Genomic DNA, 18,182 nt, shown 5'->3' on the forward strand with positions numbered 1-18,182 from the left:
AAGATGCTCGTTTTTAGGGCACAACGTCAGACTGATAAATATCAATATAATCCTGCGGTGTGTTGGGTGCGGATTGTTTGGGCAGGCCAATAACGCGCACGTAAATGCGGGTAGAGGGTGTGCCACCATTCATGAGCACGCTGCGCGCAGCCAACCCACGGGCCAATGCCATACGCCGCGGCAATGATGGATCATCTACAGCGCCGGAACTGTAGGCATCTATCAGGGCGCGTTCATGCGGTTTGTCAGACAAACGCTGCCCAAATGCCAGAATGGCCTGATGTGTTTCTGGGTTAAGTGTTGCCGCATCTGGCGCAAAGGTAATGCGTACACCGCCTTCAATAGGTGTCACGGTGCCTGGGGCTTTTAAATCCACAGTTGGCTGCGGAGGCACCGGAAAGGGATGGGTTTCCACGTCTGATGGGGCAGGGGTAAGCTGCGGCAGCGGAGGTGGGGCATTTGGTATTGTTGCTGGCGGTGGCGGTTTATGTGGCTGGGCCGCAGGTGCTACGCTTTTGCTGTCTTGCGTCGGGGCAGGTGCGGCTTTAGCCACGGGTGCGGGTGCGGGTGCGGGTGCGGGTGCGGGTGCGGGTGCGGGTGCGGGTGCGGCGGCTGGTTTGGCTTCAACCGGGGGCTTGGTAACTGGCTTGGGGGCAGGTGCACTTTTAGGCGCTGCTGCGGCGGGCTGCGTGTTTTTTACGCTGGATGTTTCTTTTTTCTGTGCTGTGGAAGCTTGCGGCTTTTCCACTACGCGGCGGCGCGTTTCAGTATGCGCAGGCGTTGTTGCCCGGCGAGGTACCGCTTCATGCACAGGTGCCGCAGGTGTTGTGGGCGCGGTTACGGGTGCTGCTCCGCCCAAACTGTCCAGAGCCTGACTGTTGGTAACAATCTGAGCATGTGAAACCGCGCTGGTGGCAAGCAAGCTTGCGGCACACAAAAGGACAAGGCGGCGAGAGAAAGGAAACATGTTCTGCATTAAATGGAAGACTAATCCAGAAAAAGAGGAAGAAGACCAGAGGGAACCTGCTTTTGGTGCCTGAAAGCGGCCACACTGCGGCATCATGCAGAAAACTGTTCCGCTGCAATACGTTCAGAAAGGGTTTGCCCAGGGTCAAACAACAAGGTTACGGCCAATTCACGGTCTTCCCACGCCTGCACAGAAACAACATCCCGAATTTCTATCGAATCGGCAACGGCTGCAACCGGGCGCTTGTCGTGTTCCAGAACACTAAAACCGACATGGGCCGAGGAGGGCAGAAGTGCCCCGCGCCAGCGGCGTGGGCGAAAGGGGCAGATAGGGGTAAGCGGAAGCAAGTTGCCAGAAAGTGGCACAATAGGCCCGTGGGCAGAAAGGTTATAAGCGGTGGAACCGGCTGGGGTGGCCAATAAAGCGCCATCACAAATCAACTCGGGAATGCGCACCAGCCTGTCCACATCAATGCGTAATTTGGCGGCCTGTCGTGTCTGGCGGAACAGATAAACGTCATTCAGCGCCAGTGCTTCATGTGCTTCGCCATGTGCCGTTACGGCTTTCATGCGTAAAGGGTGAATGATTGCAGCCTGTGCGTGCGCCAATCTGTAAGGAAGATCTTCTTCATCCGTAGGGTTCATCAAAAACCCCACGGAACCACAGTTCATGCCATAAACTGGGGTTGTCAGCCCGGCTTCCAGAATAACGCGCAGGGTTTCCAGCATAAAACCATCACCGCCCAAACAGATCACCACGTCTGCTTCACCGGGGTGGCAGTTGCCATAACGGGTCACCAGCCGGTCAAGCTCATCACGGGCGGTTTCTGTAGGGGCCGCCATAAAAGCCAGATGTTGCGGAGGCCGCATAAAAATGGAGGGCGGGGTTGTAAGAGAAGTAGCAGTCATGTCTGTGTCCTGCTTCCTTCCAGGTCAGGAAAATTAAAGTCTTTCTTCCTTATCCCGCAAATGTTGGTTCCTGAAAGAGGGCAGGGTCATTTTTAATGCCAGCAAAGTGTTCTGCCAGAGTGGTGCCAAGCAGTTCATCATACACAGCCAGTGTGGCATGTTGCATGGCAAAGGTGCTGTAATGGCTCAGTACCATCTGGCGTGCGGTGTATCCGATAGCTTCCAGAATTTCTGGGGGCGCAACCAGCACGTCATAAATGGTCTGTGCCAGTTCGTTGGCGTTTTCTGGGGCAAAGCTAAAGCCCGTTTGGCCATGGGCAACGGTTTCTACTGCTGCACCATGATGCGCCACAATAACCGGGCAACACATGGCCTGCGCCTCCACCACCACACGGCCAAAAGGTTCAGGGCGGAGGGAGGGCACAACCACCATGTTGGCAAGCATCATGGCGGCAGGCATATCATCGCAATGGCCTGCAAAGCGCACGCGGTCAGTCAGGCCTAATTGTGCCGCTTTTGTACTGAGTTCCTGCGCATATTTATCTTCGGGCGAGCACCCGCCAGCAAACACGCAATGCCAGTTTATATCTGGCAAAAGGTCTAGAAGTTGCGCCAGCGCATCCAGCACAAGGCTCTGGCCTTTCCAGGCTGTTAGTCTGCCGGGCATAAGAATAACCGGTGCATCAGCCGGAAGTGCCCATGCTTCTACCAGACGGTGCACACGCTGGCCGGATACCATTTGCGGCGAAAACTGATCGGTATCTGCCCCGCGCGGGATAGTACGCAGCCGATCTGGCCCGACATGATAGTCTTCCGCAAGGCGCTGGGCGATGTGGTTGCTAATGGCAATAACGCGGTCCCCAGATGCTAAAACAGCGTTGTAGTGCCGCTTGCCGGGAAAGGTGTTGGCGTGCACGCCATGCCATGTTGTTACAAAGGGCGTTTGTGTGCGCTTGCAGGCCATTTTGGCCACCCATGCAGGCGCGCGGGACCGGGCATGAACAAGTTGCACATTGTGCTGGCGAATAATGTTGCTGAGGAAATGACTGTTTTTGGCAATCTTCAAAGGATTTCGGCTGCCGCAATCGGGAAGGGTAATGTGCTCTGCGCCACTATGCCGCAGCAGAGGTTCCATACGCCCACCAGCGCTGATGACAAGCGCCTTGCCCCCAGCTTGCGTAATGGCCTGCGCCATTTCTATGGTGCCTCTTTCCACTCCGCCCTGCTCCAGAGCGGGCAGGATTTGCAGGATGGAGGCAGAGGCCAGAAAACTGCTCATGAACAGGGTGTTATCATAATTTGCACATTTTGTGCCATAAGATCAGTAGGGCAGAACTGTTCTTCCTTTTCAGGTTCCCGGCCTGTGCGTGAATGAACCTGTTTGTTATGGAGGCAGGATGAAGTTTTCTTTTGTGCCTACACGGCGGCATCTTCCCTGCGTGGTTGCAGGTACAGCGTTGCTTGTTTCCGCCCCAGTTATGGCGGCTACAGCACGCGGCCATGCTGCGGCTACATCCGCGCCAGTAAACGGGCAGAAATGGTCTGTAGAAGCTTGTATGGCCATGGTGGGGGATGATCCATTTGGCGCAAGAGATTACGCACTGGACTGGGAGCGCCACGGTAACGGAGGGCAGGAAGCCAAGCATTGTCATGCCTTGGCATTGCTGGAAGCCGGGGATGAAGAAAGTGCAGCAGCGGAACTGGATGAACTTGCACACCAGCCCATAGAGCACGCAGAGCGCGCGCCTTCCAGCTTTCGGGCCGGGCTGGAGGAAGATGCCGCGGATGCCTGGCTTTCTGCTGGGCAACCAGAAAAAGCTTTGCGCAGTGTAGAGTATGGGCTGGCGTTTGAGGATGATACCCGCCTGCACCTGTTACGTGCTCGCGCTTTGCTGGCGCAGGATCAGGCCGATGTGGTGGTGAAAGAACTCTCTGCGCTGGTGGCTAAAAAGCCAGATATTGGAGCCGAAGGGTATGTTTTGCTAGCATCGGCGGAACGTCGCGCAGGCCAGCTTGATGCTGCGGCCATGCACGTAGCACATGCTTTGGAAATAGAGCCGGAAAACCCGGCAGCTTTGCTGGAACGCGGCATTGTGCGTGAACGCAAAGGGGATGCCACCGGCGCACAGGCAGACTGGCAGCGCGTGCTTGATCTGGCGCCAGATAGTCATGAAGCAGATCTGGCTCGGCAGGATCTTGCTGTTATGGCCGCAGATCCGGATACACCATGAGCCATTTGATACATTCTGAAAAACCCCAAGGGGCTCCCCCGCAACGTATTCTTGTTATCCGTTTGGGGGCGTTGGGAGATTTCGTGCAAAGTTTTGGCCCGTTTCAGGCCATCCGGCAGGCATATCCTGCTGCACATATCACTTTGCTTACAACAGCGCCGTTTGTTGAACTGGCCCAGCTTTCACCTTGGTTTAATGAAGTTCTTACGGATACACGCCCACATTGGGCAAATGTGCCGCAAATATGCGCACTGCGTAAGATGTTGCGCGGGTATGACCGGGTTTATGATCTACAGACATCAGCCCGTACAGCGCGTTATTTTGTGCTGGCAGGACGGCCCGCTTCATGGTGTGGGCATGTAGGAGAGGGCAAGCTTGCCCATTTAAACCCATGGCGGGATGAGATGCACACGCGTGCCCGCCAGCGTGATCAGTTGCGTATGGCTGGCATAGAAAATGTGCCGCAGCCAGATGTTTCATGGTTGCGTGATAAAGGGCCAAAGCTTGATACCCCCTATGTGCTGATTGTGCCGGGGGCAGCCGTGCATCGGCCAGCCAAACGCTGGCCTGCCAGACGGTATGGTGAGCTGGCGGCAGAAATTGCCCGGCGTGGTTTGTGCCCAGTATTGGTGGGGCATGAAACTGAACAGCCCTTGGCAAAGGATATTCTGTCTTATTGCCCACAAGCCCTAAATTTAATGGGCCAGACCACTTTGCCAGAACTTGCAGGGCTGGCAGCGCGGGCGCAATGCGCTGTGGGGAATGATACAGGCCCAATGCATTTGGCTGCCGTTATGGGCTGCCGCTGTGTTGTGCTGTTTTCTGCGGATAGTAACCCCGCGCTTACGGCTCCTTTAGGGTGGCGGGCAGGGCAGGTGCGCGTACTCCGTGTGCGTGATCTTGCATTGCTTTGTGTGCAAAGGGTTGCAGCCGCGCTCTGGTGGCGTCATTAAGCATCTTCTATCAGTTTCTGATTTTCTTTTCTGGAGCCTTTGACCATGCCCGCCATTACCTTGCCTGACGGTTCTGTTCGTAGTTTTGACGGGCCGGTAACAGGCACGACGGTGGCGGAAGCTATCGGCCCCGGTCTTGCTAAAGCCGCACTGGCCATGGAAGTGGATGGAAAGCTGTGCGATATCCGCCAGACCATCCAGAAAGATGCCGCCCTTCGCTTTATTACCCGCAAAGATCCGGAATCTCTGGAGCTTATCCGGCACGATGCCGCGCATGTGCTGGCCGAAGCCGTGCAGGCGCTGTACCCGGGCACTCAGGTTACAATCGGTCCGTCCATTGAAAACGGCTTCTATTACGATTTCTATCGTTCCGAACCGTTCTCCCCGGAAGATTTCGCGGCCATTGAAGCTAAAATGCGGGAAATTGTCGCCAAGGCTGAACCGTTTGTGCGCGAAGTCTGGAAGCGCGATGATGCGATCCAGTTTTTTGAAGATCGCGGTGAAAAGTTCAAAGCCGAGCTGATTCGCGATCTGCCGGAAGATGAAGAAATTTCCATCTATCGGCAGGGTGAATGGCTGGATTTGTGCCGAGGCCCGCATCTGCGCACCACCAAGGATGTTGGTAACGCTTTCAAGCTGATGAAGGTGGCTGGCGCCTATTGGCGTGGGGACCATCGTAACCCCATGCTCACCCGTGTTTACGGCACGGCATGGCGTGATCAGAAGGAGCTAGACGCGCATCTGCACCAACTGGAAGAAGCAGAAAAGCGCGATCATCGCCGGATCGGTAAGGAAATGGGCCTGTTCCATTTTCAGGAAGAAGCCGTGGGGCAGGTGTTCTGGCATGCCAAAGGCTGGCGGCTTTATACGGCGTTGCAGGATTACATGCGCCGTGCTCAGACACGCCACGGTTATCAGGAAGTGCGCACGCCACAGCTTGTTGACCGCGCACTGTGGGAGGCTTCTGGCCACTGGGACAAATACCGCCATCACATGTTCATTGCGACGGTTGAGGACGAAAACAAAACCCTCGCACTCAAGCCTATGAACTGCCCTTGCCACGTACAGATTTTCCGTCATGGCCTGCGCTCTTACCGTGAGCTGCCGCTGCGTATGGCGGAATTTGGCGCGTGCCACCGGTATGAGCCTTCTGGCGCATTGCATGGCCTAATGCGCGTGCGCGGCTTTACGCAGGATGATGCGCATATTTTCTGCACTGAAGATCAGATTGCAGATGAAACCGTGCGTTTCGTGAAAATGCTGCACGATGTGTATCAGGATCTGGGCTTTGAGCATGTGCGCGTAAAGTTTGCAGATCGCCCAGAACAGCGTGCTGGCAGCGATGAGGTGTGGGACAAGGCTGAAAACGCCCTGAAAGAAGCCTGCACCGTGGCGGGTGTGGAATACGAACACAACCCTGGTGAGGGCGCATTCTACGGCCCCAAACTGGAATTTGTGCTGCGTGATGCCATTGGGCGTGATTGGCAGTGCGGCACCTTGCAGGTTGATCTGGTTCTGCCTGAACGACTCGATGCTAGTTATATTGGTGAAGACTCCGGGCGGCATCGCCCCGTTATGTTGCATCGTGCCATTCTAGGATCTTTTGAGCGGTTCCTTGGTATTCTGATCGAACAGCACGCAGGGCGTTTCCCGCTCTGGTTGGCGCCTGTGCAGGTGGTGGTGGCCTCTATTGTAAGTGACGCCGCACCTTATGCAGAGGAAGTGGCTGCCGCTTTGCGTGAAGCCGGGCTGGCTGTGGAAGCCGATGTGCGGAATGACAAGATCAACGCCAAAGTGCGCGAACACAGCGTGGCGCGTGTTCCGGTGATTCTGGTAGTTGGCCGGCGTGAAGCAGAAGAGCACACCGTTGCCATGCGCCGTCTTGGCACGCAGGCGCAGGAGACTCTGAGCTTGAATGATGCGGTTGCACGCCTGAAAAATGAGGCAACGCCGCCAGATTTGCGCAAAAAAGGGTGAAGCGGAGTTTTCTTGTCACAGCAGGGCAGCAATGAAGATGTTTTTGTGCTTGCCCTGCTTGATAAAGCGCAGATAATTGCGCACATACTAACAACAGGTAGAAGCGCCCAAAAGGTGCCTCTGCAAATTATTGAAATGTACTACAGGAGCCGACCATAGCCAGATCACCGTATCCCGCGCCGCCCAGCCGAGAAGGGCCGCGAGTGAATGAAGAAATCCGTGTGCCGCAGGTTCGCCTTATTGATGAAAATGGCGAAATGGCCGGTATTATGACCGTGCGCGATGCTTTGGCAAAAGCGTATAGTGTTGGGTTGGATCTTCTAGAAATAAGCCCGAATGCCGAGCCGCCTGTTGCGAAGATTCTTGATTACGGCAAGTTCAAATACGAACAGCAGAAAAAGCGCAACGAAGCCAAAAAGAAGCAGAAGGTCATTGAAATCAAGGAAGTCAAGGTTCGTCCGAATATCGACGAAAATGACTACCAGGTTAAAATGCGTGCTGTGAAAACCTTTATTGGTGAAGGTGACAAGGTAAAGGTTACGCTGCGCTTCCGTGGTCGTGAAATGGCGCATCAGGAACTGGGTATTAAGGTTCTGGAACGCATTCGTGGCGAAATGGATGAGGTTGCCAAGGTGGAGCAGATGCCACGCCTTGAAAACCGCCAGATGATCATGGTTCTGGCCCCGCGCTAAACCGTGTTTTTAGTCTGATTGCCAGTAAAACCCCTGCTTTCTTATTAAGGAAGCAGGGGTTTTCTGTTTTACGGACCAAGCAGGATAGTTGCACGCGCGTTTGCGCGAACATGCTGGGTTTGTGCGGTGCTGGATGGCGCTGCTGCCGGGGCATCTGCACTGCGCGCCATGGACATCATCATAGGCATGGGGCGTATGATGGGGTTTTCAGATATAGTTACGTTTGAAAAGCGCACGACATGCAAGCCCAGAGATGCAGCCACCGTGTCTGCCTGCTTTTTTAGCTCGGCAATGGCGTTCTTTTCTGCATCCAGCAGCAGATCTTCACGCTTGTCATCAGAAATAGACCAATCCAGACTTTCCAGAATAAGGCCATTTGCCTGCAACTGTCCGGCTAAGGGCAGGAGCGCGTTGCCATTCTGGGCTTTCAGGCTCAATCTCTGGGTAGCTGTCCAAAAAGCGGGTTCTTTGTCTGGGCGCGTTTCAGAAACATCGTACCCTGTTATCGCCAACTGCACGGCATCATTTTTGCCGGTCTGTTCGGTAATCTTCTGCACTAGCGCATTTACAGCCTGCTGGGCTGTTGCTGCATTTTTGTTACGTGCTTCTGCCCGGAATGTGGCGGTAAGCTGATCTGGGGCGGAATCTGTTGTGCCAGAAGCAGAAAGCTCAAGCTTGGTAAAAGTATTTGTATCTTCCGCATGAGCTGGGGAGAGCATTGCCATGAATGCGCAGGAACTTGCGGAAAGCAGGAACAACATGGAGCGAGAATAAAAACGCATCAGCGGGTGTTTCCTTTTGATGTCAAAGTTGTTGGGCAAAAATGAATGAAGTTAGATGTTTCCCCGTTGGCAAAGAGCAGCGCTTTTTTCTGAGGCTGTCCACCACAGGTGAATACTTACTACTGCGATAACAATCTATCAGTAGGGCAAGTTCAAGGCAGAAAGGCAATGTATCTGCGGCAAAGGGATAATTGTATCAAAAACGTTAGATTAACGATTAATTTCCATAATCTTACTGATTTTAGTGCGAGGCAAGGGTACCTCAATATGCACGATTAACCCCGGATTGTTGTTGGCTAGATGAAGTTGGCCACCATGACGTTGCACAATTGCCTGCACAAGAGAAAGCCCAAGACCAGAGCCTGAAATATGGTGTGTCTGCTCGGCCCGAAAGAAACGTTGTGTGGCATGTGGCATGTCTTGTGGCGTCATACCTACGCCGTGGTCAGTTATGGTGATTTCTACGATACCGTCATTTTCTGAATGAGGGGAGGGTAGAACAAGCTGGGCGGAGCAGGCAATGACGCCTTTGGGCGGAGAAAATTTAATGGCGTTGTCCAACACATTGGCAATGGCTTGCTGGAACATGGCGCGATCACCATAAAACGGAAGTTTTTCGGGAAAAATGGTCTTGATTGTTATTCCACGATCTTCCGCAACAGCGGTGTAAAGTTCCAGAACATCCCGTAGGGCAGGCAGCAGATCAAACTGGCTAAAGGCCGAATGGCGGCCTCCAGCTTCTATCTGCGTAATACGTAACAGTGCGTCACAAATACTGGTCACATGGTCAAGCTGCTCAATAGCACGGTCAATGGCTGTGCGTAGTTCAGCTTCAGTGCGTGCGTGTAAGGCTCCATCTTCCAGTTGGGAACGTGCGCGGGCAATAGGGGCACGCAGATCATGCGCAATGGCGTTGGAAGTTTGTCGTACGTTATCCATCTGCTGGCTGATACTATCCAGCATGGTATTTATGGCGGCGGCAACCTCATCCCCTTCATTTCCGTTTCCGGTGAGTGGGATGCGCTGTGAGAGATTGCCATGAGTGATGGCGGCCGTAGTTTTGTGAATGAGATGAATAATGCGTTGGAACATTTCGCAGATCACTCACTCAAAACGGTAAAGATAGGCTTGCCAATTTAAACCGCATAAAAAGGTTTTTATCTGATCCTTTGGCCGCAAGAAATGTTCATTCTTGCAGCATGTATCCTGCATTACGGATGGTATGAACCAGCGGATGGTGGAACGGTCTGTCTATTTTTTGGCGTAGGCGGGAAATATGCACGTCAATGACGTTTGTCTGGGGGTCAAAATGGTAATCCCACACGCCTTCAAGCAGCATGGTGCGCGTAACAACCTGACCGGCATGGCGCATCAAAAATTCCAATAGGCGGAATTCACGCGGTTGCAATTCAATCTTCTGGCCAGCACGTCGCACATTGCGCGAGAGCAGATCTATTTCCAGATCTCCAATAGTAAGGCGCGTCTGCGGTTGGGCCTCGTTTCTGTTACGGCGCACTAGCGCTTCCAGACGTGCCTGAAGCTCGGAAAATGAGAAGGGTTTTGTAACGTAATCATCCCCTCCGGCTTTTAGTCCGGCCACTTTTTCATCCACATCAGCTAAGGCGGAAAGAAGGAGTACAGGGGTTAAGTTATTTTGGTTCCGCAATGTTTGCAGGATATGAAGGCCCTCAACACCACCCGGCAGAATGCGATCTAGAATGATCACATCAAACTTTTCGCTGGCGGCAAGAGATAACCCGCTTTTGCCATCTTCAGCCTGTTCAACCAAGTGCCCAGCTTCTGCAAGGCCTTTGGCTATAAAATTGCGAACTGTTTGATCGTCTTCAACAAGAAGAACGCGCATGATCCAGACCTTACATTATCCAGAGCGTATTACCAAAACCTTACGATAAATATACATTCATGTCACGGTCCGCGTTTAAATCTGGTCTTTTTCATCCAGCTTGGGGGTAAGGCCATCCAATGTCGCCATCAACACAGCCGTAAGCGGAGAGGCAAAAATCAGGCCTGGAAAACCCAAGATGGCGCCAAAAAGCGTCTGTGACAAAACTGTAAGAGCAGGGGGCATTTGTACGGCGTGGCGCTGAATAACCGGGGCCAGCACATTACCTTCTAGAAACTGGATCACGCTATAAAGTACAGCCACCATAATGGTTTCCCGCGTGCCAAGAGAAAGTGCCAGCAGCAACGCAGGAACGGCTCCCATAATGGCGCCAATATAGGGGATAAAGTTACACAACCCAGCAAGCACACCCAGCGCCAACGCCAAAGGCACGCCAATAAACCACAGGCCAAGGCCAGAAAGCGTGCCAACTACCAGCATGTCCAAAGATTGCCCGGCAACCCATGCCCAAAGTGTCTGTCCAGCCCGAAGCAGAAGATCACGCACTTTGGGGCGTTTGGAAACAGGCACCAACCGTAGAAAGCCGTTGGCGTAAACTGCGGGGGACATGGCAAAATACAACCCGGCTATCAGCACAACCAGCAATGTGCCGATAGCCCCAAAAGCAGACCCCAGAATGCCTGTCATGGATCCGGCAATGCGAGAGCCAAGAGAGGCAAGGCTGCTGGTATCTCCACCGCCAGCCTGATGCCCCCCCAAGGAAGCAGGCAAATAGTTCAGGATCATCTGGCCTGTGGGAGTGCTTTGCAAAGTGCTACGCAGTGCTGTTTCCTGCTGGCGCAAGGCATCTTGCAGGCGCAAAGCTTCGCTGATCATGGCCGGGCCGCTGTTCCAGACCAAAAAGACAGCACTGCCAATTAACCCGCAGATAACGGCACTGAGCGCCCACCCATATGGCAGCCGCAGATGGCGCACCAGAATTTTAGACAGCCCATGCAGCACCACAGCACAAAGCACGGATGCAAACACAACCATCAACACATCGCCCATCAACCAGACCACCAGAGCAATAACAGCGCCGCTGAAGGTCATACGCAGGATTCTGGAGATGGATTGCAGCCACTCTGCAGAGTGCGGCTTGCCTTCATACGGCCCGCCAGCAAGAGGGGTGGCAGGAGAAGAAGGGATGTCTGAAGGCATGCGCAAGTGTCTTTCGGAAGGCTGCTTGAAGCTGGAATGTTGGGAAGGGGAGGGCGTGGAAGCAGTGCTACTGCGTTTAAGATGTATTCTTATCCATGTGTCTTACGATCTGAGAAGGAAATTCTGAAAAGTCAGACACAAAAAGCTGGCGCATTGGCAAAAATGCCTCACGCCAGCAAAGACATCAGGCCTCGTTGGCGGCTTCTTCCATTTCAGCTTCGGCAGTTAGCCAACGTTCTTCCACTTCTTCCTGCTCTTTTTTAAGGGCGGCAAGGCGTGTGTTCAGGCGCGTGAGATCCTGTGTTTTTCCTTCGCTATACAGTGCAGGATCAGCCAAGCTGGCTTCAATTTTTTTCTGTTCCTGCGCCAGTTTGGCAAGGCGTGCTTCTGCATCTTTTATAATTTTGCGCAAAGGGGCCAAGGCTTTGCGTGCTTCTGCGCGTTCACGCCGGTCATCCTTGCGGCTGGGCTGGGCGGCATTATCTTGTTTTGGACGGTTTGCAGCGCGGTTGTGTTCGATCAGCCACGCGCGATATTCCGCCATATCGCCTTCAAATGGGGTAATCTTGCCATCACCTACCAACCATAGCCGGTCAGCCACCAGTTCAACCAGATGTGGATCATGGCTGATCAGAACTACTGCACCTTCATAGTCTGCCAGCGCACGAATAAGCGCATCGCGGGCATCTAGGTCCAAATGGTTGGTTGGTTCATCCAACAGCAGGAGTTGCGGGGCATCGCGCGTTGCCAAGGCCAGCAGCAGGCGTGCTTTTTCTCCGCCCGAAAGGTCTTTAACTGCTGTTTCTGCCCGTTCTGCATCTAGCCCAAAGCGTGCAAGCTGGGCGCGCACAACCGGGGGTGTGGCTTTTGGCAGGGCGCGTGCCATGTGGTCTATAGGTGTTTCGTTCAGGCGTAGTTCTTCCGCCTGATGCTGAGCAAAATACCCAATTTTAAGGCGGGGGTTACGCTCTACCGTGCCAGATAGTGGCTCCAACCTGCCTGCAAGAAGTTTGGCAAAGGTGGATTTACCGTTCCCGTTGGCGCCAAGCAGGGCAATGCGATCATCCATATCTAACCGAAGGGAAAGATTGCTGAGCACAGGCTTGCCCTCATATCCCACGCTGGCACGGTTCATGCTCAAAATAGGCGGAGGAAGTTGCTCGGGTTCTGGAAATGAAAAGTGAGCGGGCGTTTCTTCCACCACGGATTCGATAACGGGCAGTTTTTCCAATGCCTTTAGGCGGGCTTGTGCCTGCTTGGCTTTGGTAGCCTTGGCCCGGAATCTATCAACAAAGGACTGCATATGCGCCCGCTGGGCCGCAATTTTTTCAACCTGCCGGGCCTGCTGTAAAGCTTGCTCTGTGCGAATGCGCACAAAATTTTCGTATCCACCCGGCGTTAGGCTGAGCTTGCCATGGTCCAGATGCGCAATGGCATCCACGCAGGAATCCAGTAGCCCTCTATCATGGCTGACAATCAGCGCAGCCCCTGCGAATCGGCGGAGCCAATCTTCCAGCCACAGAGTGGCTTCCAGATCCAAATGGTTGGTGGGTTCATCCAGCAGCAGCAAATCTGGTTCAAGAAACAGCGCAGTTGCCAAGGAAACGCGCATACGCCAGCCGCCAGAAAAGTCTGAAACAGGGCGGGCCTGCGCAGCGGCGTTAAAGCCTAACCCAGCCAGAACAGAAGCCGCGCGCGCCGGGGCGCTATCTGCACGTATGGCGCGCAGGCGTTCGTGTATTTCCGTAATGCGCACAGGGTCAGTCGCCGTTTCGGCTTCTGCCAGAAGGGCGCTGCGTTCGGTATCACCAGCCAGCACGGTATCAAGAAGCGATGCGCCATCTGCTGGAGCTTCCTGCTTTACGCGTGCCATACGAGCGCGGGCAGACAGGCGAATTTCCCCACCATCTGGGGAAATATCACCCGCAATGGCGGCCAACAGGGTAGATTTTCCGGCTCCGTTGCGCCCGATAAGGCCCACCTTACGGCCGGGCTCTATAGACAGGTTTGCTTGGTCCAGAAGGGTGCGGCCTGCCATACGCAGGGTAAGATCGGATATGACAAGAAGGCTCAACGCAACTCTCGTTTCTTTATGAATCGTGCATTACATCCGGCATGGTACCTACCAGCCCGCGCCGATATGCTCTAGATGGAGCGCTACGGCTGCCACCCTTATGGTGCTGGTATGCCAGAAAAAAGGAGAAACCCAATGGCTAAAGAACGTACGCTATCCATTATCAAGCCGGACGCAACCCGTCGCAACCTGACCGGCAAGATCAATGCCGTGTTTGAAGATGCAGGTCTGAGCATTGTTGCCCAGAAGCGCATTCAGCTGTCCCCAGCTCAGGCTGGCGCATTCTATGAAGTGCATAAAGAACGCCCGTTCTATAATGATCTGGTGTCCTTCATGATCTCCGGCCCGGTTGTGGTGCAGGTTCTGGAAGGTGACAACGCAGTTGCTAAGAACCGCGAAGTGATGGGCGCAACAGACCCCAAAAAGGCAGAACCCAACACCATTCGCGCTCAGTTTGCTGAAAGCATTGAAGCAAACTCCGTGCATGGTTCTGACAGTGCAGAAAACGCAGCGAACGAAATCCGCTTCTTCTTTGCGGAAACCGAAATCCTGCCCTGATCCGTTTTTTTCGGATTCACTCTGGCTGGTGCATTTGCTGCCAGCCAGAGCGATATAAATATGTTGCTGCGGCCCTCTAATTAGGCGCAGTATGCAAGAGGTAATCACCTTTTGCATGGGAGGTGTGGCTGCAAAGATGGGGTCACGCCTAACATTTGCTCTATAAGCATTCCTCTAATATGTAAGCGTCCAGAGAATTTTTCCGGCTGCGTGTTGAGGAAACCTCCGCGCGCTGTTGGCTTTGCGAGCGAAAAGGAATGACATGAAAGTTCTGGCGGTTCACCCCAGCGCCCTGATGTACACGCGGGTCTTTCTCCGTCTGGAGCCTCTTGGCATGGAGCTGGTTGCTGGCGCAGCTCGGAGTGCCGGCCATGATGTGCAGATTTTGGATCTTCAGGCCGAAACGCATGAAGATTACTGGAAAATGCTTGATGAGTTTCAGCCCGATGTGGTGTGTTACTCCGGCAACTATCTGGCAAACGTGCCAGAAATTCTGGATCTGTGCCGAGAAACCCGCTACCGCAACCCCAATATCTTCCAGTTTGTAGGCGGTCACTCTGTGTCCTTTATTGCAAAGGATGTGCTGGAGCTTTCTGAAGGTACTATTAACTGCATTCTTAAAGGTGAAGGCGATGCCACGGTTGGGCTGCTGCTGGAAGCCGTGCAGAATGGCAAGGATATTCTAGAAGTACCCGGCGTTATCACCAAAGATGGTGAAGGGCCGCCACCTATTTTTGTAGAATCTCTGGATAAAGTGCGCCCAGCGCGTGATCTTCTGCGGCATCGCAACAAATACTTTATTGGCACGCTGGACCCGGCAGCCTCTATCGAATTTGCACGTGGCTGCCCGTGGGATTGCACGTTCTGTTCTGCATGGACATTCTATGGCCGTTCCTATCGTACAGCCAGCCCGCAGGTGATTGCGGATGAGCTGGAGGAAATTAAGGAACCCGGCATCTTTATCGTGGATGACGTGGCTTTCGTGCATGAAGAGCACGGCATGGCCATTGCCAACGAAATCAAGAAGCGCGGCATTAAAAAAGAATACTACCTTGAAACGCGTGCAGACGTGCTGCTGCGCAATAAGGAAGTGTTCAAGGTCTGGAGTGAAATCGGGCTTTCCTACATCTTCATCGGCATGGAAGCTGTGGATGAAGAAGGTCTGAAGCAGTTCCGTAAGCGTGTTTCTCTGGATAAAAACTTTGAAGCGCTGGAATACGCACGTTCTCTGGGGCTGATTGTTGCCATTAACATCATTGCTGATCCTTCATGGGATCGGAAGCGCTTTGAAACAGTGCGTCAGTGGTGCTTGGAAATCCCGGATATTGTGAATATTTCTGTCACCACGCCGTATCCGGGCACAGAAATCTGGCACAAGGAAGCACGCCGTCTGACAACGCGGGATTATCGTTTGTTCGATATTCAGCATGCGGTGCTGCCCACCACGTTGCCGCTGCCTGAGTTTTACGAAGAACTGGTGAAAACCCAGCAGGTGCTCAACACCAAGCACATGGGTTGGGAAGCGCTGAAAGACACCGCCGGTATTGCGGCGCGTCTGCTGCGTAATGGCCAGACCAACTTTGTAAAAATGCTCTGGAAGTTCAATTCGGTCTTTAACCCCAAACTTCAGCTGGCGGATCATCAGCGCCCTGCACGGTATCTGATGCCTGTGCAGCCTGATGCTGTTACCAAGCTGAATAAGAAAGACCTGTACGTGCATGGTCCCGGTGGGCGTAAAACACGTGCGCTGGATGATGATACTGAAAAGTTTGTTGATACAACCCGTATGGGTGAATGCGCAGAGGCTGACGCCGAAGCCTAAGATATAAGCAAAGGGGTTTTCGTTTATGCTGGCATGGCTGGCGGCGGAAACCCCAATGCTTCTGCGGTGTAGGTTTCAATTACCACACAAAAAGCGTGCCCTGTTTGCGTGCGTAGCACCGCCATATGGCGGAACAGATAGGGCGGCAGGCCAATAGGCTTGCCTGAGCCAGCCGGTATTCCATGTTGTTCCCATTGATCTGGAAGAGGGAACCACAGGCTCTCCCGTTTGATAAGTTGGCGAGAGAAGTTAAGTGCCGCCACAACAAGCCCAAAGGGCTTGTCTGTTGTGTCCAGTTGTGTGGCCATTTCCGGGGATAATCTAGCCGGAATATACCAGTTTTCTGCTTCTGAAAAAATCTTCCCATGTGCGGTAAGCTGCACCTTCCTGTAATGCACATCTTCTGTTTGCGTATCACCGGTGCCTAATAGCGTTTGCAGCAAGAATGGCGGGCAGGGCGCAGCGCCTTCTGTTTGTGTTTGGCGATGAGCATGCAGGTTGTTGTCTGGTGCCAGATTGTAAGTACTTATCCATTGTTCCAGAACACGTGTGGCACTGGGGTTGGCAAGCAGCCTGTTTTCCAGTTTTTCTATAAGAGTCGCCAACATCAGGCGGTGGAGGGGGATATCCTGCCACTGAAATAGGGTGGTGTGCATCTTGTTGGGGCCGGAATACATGGAAAGGCTGCTCATCCGGGCAGCATATCATGAGAATGCAGGATGGCAGACTGCCTATCTGCTTATTCCGTCTGGGCCAGAGCTGCGCTATAAGGCGGGCCACGTTAAATATGTTATTTTATAAAGGGAAAGATAAATGACCCAAACCACAGCAAGCTTTATGGTGGATGGTATGACGTGCGATGGCTGCGTGTCTGCTATCAAGCGCGCCCTTGCTGCTATTGATGGTGTAGAAGCCACAGATGTTAATCTGGCAACGCGCGAAGTGAAAGTAACGTATGATCCAACACGGGCTGGCGTTTCTTCCTTGCAGAATGCAATCCGTGGCGCAGGTTACGAAGTAAGCTAAAAGCGGCATTTTTCATTTTAGCCAGTTCTGCCATGCGGCAGGCAGACAGGGGGCGTGATGTTCCCTGTCTAGCTGAGGTAGGCAGAAACTGGCAGTATGAATGTTTCCGAATAACACGCCAGCGCGGCCTCCAGCCGCTGTTAAATATGCTGAAGCAAGGTGGCTGATCCGTTATGCAGATGAAAAATACATTACGCCTTGGGTTTGTAGCGGTAGGCCTAACCCTGCTGGGTGGTTGCTCTTCCGAGGTTGGGCGTCTGCCATTGGTTGATACGGATATTACCTGCCTGCGCAAGCAAATGGCCGGGCCGATGTATCTTAGCTTTCCGCTGGCCGCCAATACATGCCAGCGCATGACCAACCATAACTTTATGTTTGGTGAGAAAAACGCAAAACCGATTCCGCTGAACCTGAAAGATGCTCCGGATCTTCAGAAACAGGCAGATGAATACGGGTACAGCTATACGCGCTAAAAAGTGGCTGCCTGATTAGTTTTCTAGCTCTGTGTCCCAATACAGGTAATCGCGCCAGCTTTCATGCAGATAGTTGGGGGGAAAGGCGCGCCCATTTTCCTGTAGCTGCCACGAAGATGGACGTTCTGGCCGATGCCGGGGCAACATGCCGATAACATGCGGAAGGTGAGAGCCTTTGCGCAGATTGCAGCACCCGCATGCGGTTACAATATTTTCCCAGCTTGTTTTGCCGCCTTTGCAGCGCGGAATAACATGGTCAAACGTCAGTTCCTGCGTAGGATGGCGTTCCCCACAATACTGGCAGGAAAAATTGTCACGCAGGAACACATTAAAACGGGTAAAAGCTGGTTTGCGGGCTGCGGGAATATAGTCTTTTAAGGCAATTACACTGGGCAGGCGGATGGTATGGTGCGGAGAATGCACTTCTGTTTCGTACTCGCTCAGCACAGAAACCCGATCCAGCCAGACAGCTTTAATGGCATCCTGCCAAGCCCATAGGGAAAGGGGATAGTAGGAGAGAGGCCGGAAATCTGCATTCAGAACCAATGCAGGAAAGTTGAGGGCACTACCGTCAGGCAAGACTTGTCTCCTCGGCTTATCTTCGAGGGCGCATCTTTCTGCGATCGTAAAACTCGGAGCCGATTGCCTGCAAAAG

The 18,182-nt window shown here is 53.4% G+C and carries 18 protein-coding genes; 8 read left to right on the plus strand and 10 right to left on the minus strand.

The features are described 5' to 3' along the window. Positions 1 to 13: 13 nt before the first annotated feature. From ACP7IZ_RS07625 to ACP7IZ_RS07635, 3 genes are read right to left on the minus strand one after another with little or no spacing between them, the layout of a single operon-like run. Entirely contained in the window at positions 14 to 1,063 is a 1,050-nt protein-coding gene (locus ACP7IZ_RS07625; protein ID WP_426848570.1) for a hypothetical protein, read from the minus strand. After that, positions 1,060 to 1,875, minus strand: coding sequence for an NAD kinase (locus ACP7IZ_RS07630; protein WP_006117493.1), 816 nt, complete (start codon positions 1,873 to 1,875; stop codon positions 1,060 to 1,062). Before ACP7IZ_RS07630 ends, ACP7IZ_RS07625 begins: the two co-directional genes overlap by 4 nt. 49 nt (positions 1,876 to 1,924) lie before the next feature. Further along, the gene (locus ACP7IZ_RS07635; RefSeq protein WP_426848571.1) at positions 1,925 to 3,154 is read right to left on the minus strand and encodes a glycosyltransferase family 4 protein; all 1,230 of its coding nucleotides are present in this window, start codon (positions 3,152 to 3,154) and stop codon (positions 1,925 to 1,927) included. Positions 3,155 to 3,242: 88 nt separating this feature from the next. Between ACP7IZ_RS07635 and ACP7IZ_RS07640 the strand changes: the two genes are divergently transcribed. From ACP7IZ_RS07640 to infC, 4 genes are all read left to right on the plus strand, one after another. After that, the gene (locus tag ACP7IZ_RS07640; protein ID WP_426848572.1) at positions 3,243 to 4,106 is read left to right on the plus strand and encodes a tetratricopeptide repeat protein; all 864 of its coding nucleotides are present in this window, start codon (positions 3,243 to 3,245) and stop codon (positions 4,104 to 4,106) included. Next, entirely contained in the window at positions 4,103 to 5,059 is a 957-nt protein-coding gene (locus tag ACP7IZ_RS07645; protein ID WP_426848574.1) for a glycosyltransferase family 9 protein, read from the plus strand. The genes ACP7IZ_RS07640 and ACP7IZ_RS07645 overlap by 4 nt, the downstream gene beginning before the upstream one ends. Before the next feature lie 45 nt (positions 5,060 to 5,104). Then, a complete protein-coding gene (thrS, locus tag ACP7IZ_RS07650) occupies positions 5,105 to 7,036 on the plus strand; it encodes a threonine--tRNA ligase (RefSeq protein ID WP_063354455.1) in 1,932 nt (643 codons plus the stop codon). Positions 7,037 to 7,191: 155 nt separating this feature from the next. Next, on the plus strand, positions 7,192 to 7,728 hold the full coding sequence (gene infC, locus ACP7IZ_RS07655) for a translation initiation factor IF-3 (RefSeq protein WP_035351884.1): 537 nt from the start codon (positions 7,192 to 7,194) through the stop codon (positions 7,726 to 7,728). A gap of 68 nt (positions 7,729 to 7,796) precedes the next feature. On the opposite strand, the gene ACP7IZ_RS07660 is transcribed toward infC, so the two are convergent. The 5 genes from ACP7IZ_RS07660 to ACP7IZ_RS07680 form a co-directional block, all read right to left on the minus strand. Next, positions 7,797 to 8,510, minus strand: coding sequence for an SIMPL domain-containing protein (locus tag ACP7IZ_RS07660; RefSeq protein WP_426848576.1), 714 nt, complete (start codon positions 8,508 to 8,510; stop codon positions 7,797 to 7,799). A gap of 210 nt (positions 8,511 to 8,720) precedes the next feature. Then, positions 8,721 to 9,602 (minus strand): HAMP domain-containing sensor histidine kinase, encoded by an 882-nt coding sequence (locus ACP7IZ_RS07665; protein ID WP_426848578.1) that lies wholly within the window; start codon positions 9,600 to 9,602, stop codon positions 8,721 to 8,723. A gap of 94 nt (positions 9,603 to 9,696) precedes the next feature. Continuing rightward, a complete protein-coding gene (locus ACP7IZ_RS07670) occupies positions 9,697 to 10,374 on the minus strand; it encodes a response regulator transcription factor (RefSeq protein ID WP_426848580.1) in 678 nt (225 codons plus the stop codon). Positions 10,375 to 10,449: 75 nt separating this feature from the next. After that, a complete protein-coding gene (locus ACP7IZ_RS07675; RefSeq protein ID WP_426848582.1) occupies positions 10,450 to 11,574 on the minus strand; it encodes an AI-2E family transporter in 1,125 nt (374 codons plus the stop codon). 184 nt (positions 11,575 to 11,758) lie between these two features. Next, positions 11,759 to 13,648, minus strand: coding sequence for an ABC-F family ATP-binding cassette domain-containing protein (locus ACP7IZ_RS07680; protein ID WP_089179370.1), 1,890 nt, complete (start codon positions 13,646 to 13,648; stop codon positions 11,759 to 11,761). Between the two features lie 135 nt (positions 13,649 to 13,783). Between ACP7IZ_RS07680 and ndk the strand changes: the two genes are divergently transcribed. Further along, entirely contained in the window at positions 13,784 to 14,206 is a 423-nt protein-coding gene (gene ndk, locus ACP7IZ_RS07685) for a nucleoside-diphosphate kinase (RefSeq protein ID WP_026019373.1), read from the plus strand. A 262-nt stretch (positions 14,207 to 14,468) separates the two neighbouring features. Then, positions 14,469 to 16,028 carry a hopanoid C-3 methylase HpnR gene (hpnR, locus tag ACP7IZ_RS07690; RefSeq protein ID WP_426848584.1) on the plus strand — a complete coding sequence of 520 codons (1,560 nt, stop codon included), beginning with the start codon at positions 14,469 to 14,471 and terminating at the stop codon, positions 16,026 to 16,028. A gap of 23 nt (positions 16,029 to 16,051) precedes the next feature. On the opposite strand, the gene ACP7IZ_RS07695 is transcribed toward hpnR, so the two are convergent. Then, entirely contained in the window at positions 16,052 to 16,720 is a 669-nt protein-coding gene (locus ACP7IZ_RS07695) for a hypothetical protein (protein ID WP_426848586.1), read from the minus strand. A gap of 121 nt (positions 16,721 to 16,841) precedes the next feature. On the opposite strand from ACP7IZ_RS07695, the gene ACP7IZ_RS07700 reads away from it, so the two are divergent. After that, entirely contained in the window at positions 16,842 to 17,054 is a 213-nt protein-coding gene (locus tag ACP7IZ_RS07700; protein WP_006117480.1) for a heavy-metal-associated domain-containing protein, read from the plus strand. Positions 17,055 to 17,227: 173 nt separating this feature from the next. Continuing rightward, positions 17,228 to 17,527, plus strand: coding sequence for a hypothetical protein (locus ACP7IZ_RS07705; protein ID WP_006117479.1), 300 nt, complete (start codon positions 17,228 to 17,230; stop codon positions 17,525 to 17,527). Positions 17,528 to 17,542: 15 nt separating this feature from the next. Here ACP7IZ_RS07705 and ACP7IZ_RS07710 read toward each other — a convergent pair whose 3' ends face one another. Next, a complete protein-coding gene (locus ACP7IZ_RS07710) occupies positions 17,543 to 18,106 on the minus strand; it encodes an HNH endonuclease (protein WP_006117478.1) in 564 nt (187 codons plus the stop codon). Positions 18,107 to 18,182: the final 76 nt, after the last annotated feature.

The organism is Acetobacter sp. AAB5 (assembly GCF_050106715.1).
Taxonomy (GTDB): Bacteria; Pseudomonadota; Alphaproteobacteria; order Acetobacterales; family Acetobacteraceae; genus Acetobacter; species Acetobacter oryzifermentans.

Excerpts from the sequence above, each read along its gene's own strand:
- thrS (WP_063354455.1), top strand. The coding sequence starts at position 5,105 with ATGCCCGCCATTACCTTGCCTGACGGTTCTGTTCGTAGTTTTGACGGG.
- ACP7IZ_RS07635 (WP_426848571.1), bottom strand. The coding sequence starts at position 3,154 with ATGAGCAGTTTTCTGGCCTCTGCCTCCATCCTGCAAATCCTGCCCGCT.
- ACP7IZ_RS07625 (WP_426848570.1), bottom strand. The coding sequence starts at position 1,063 with ATGATGCCGCAGTGTGGCCGCTTTCAGGCACCAAAAGCAGGTTCCCTC.
- ACP7IZ_RS07700 (WP_006117480.1), top strand. The coding sequence starts at position 16,842 with ATGACCCAAACCACAGCAAGCTTTATGGTGGATGGTATGACGTGCGAT.
- ACP7IZ_RS07695 (WP_426848586.1), bottom strand. The coding sequence starts at position 16,720 with ATGAGCAGCCTTTCCATGTATTCCGGCCCCAACAAGATGCACACCACC.
- ACP7IZ_RS07675 (WP_426848582.1), bottom strand. The coding sequence starts at position 11,574 with ATGCCTTCAGACATCCCTTCTTCTCCTGCCACCCCTCTTGCTGGCGGG.
- ACP7IZ_RS07660 (WP_426848576.1), bottom strand. The coding sequence starts at position 8,510 with ATGCGTTTTTATTCTCGCTCCATGTTGTTCCTGCTTTCCGCAAGTTCC.
- hpnR (WP_426848584.1), top strand. The coding sequence starts at position 14,469 with ATGAAAGTTCTGGCGGTTCACCCCAGCGCCCTGATGTACACGCGGGTC.
- ACP7IZ_RS07705 (WP_006117479.1), top strand. The coding sequence starts at position 17,228 with ATGCAGATGAAAAATACATTACGCCTTGGGTTTGTAGCGGTAGGCCTA.
- ACP7IZ_RS07645 (WP_426848574.1), top strand. The coding sequence starts at position 4,103 with ATGAGCCATTTGATACATTCTGAAAAACCCCAAGGGGCTCCCCCGCAA.
- ndk (WP_026019373.1), top strand. The coding sequence starts at position 13,784 with ATGGCTAAAGAACGTACGCTATCCATTATCAAGCCGGACGCAACCCGT.
- ACP7IZ_RS07670 (WP_426848580.1), bottom strand. The coding sequence starts at position 10,374 with ATGCGCGTTCTTCTTGTTGAAGACGATCAAACAGTTCGCAATTTTATA.
- ACP7IZ_RS07665 (WP_426848578.1), bottom strand. The coding sequence starts at position 9,602 with ATGTTCCAACGCATTATTCATCTCATTCACAAAACTACGGCCGCCATC.
- ACP7IZ_RS07630 (WP_006117493.1), bottom strand. The coding sequence starts at position 1,875 with ATGACTGCTACTTCTCTTACAACCCCGCCCTCCATTTTTATGCGGCCT.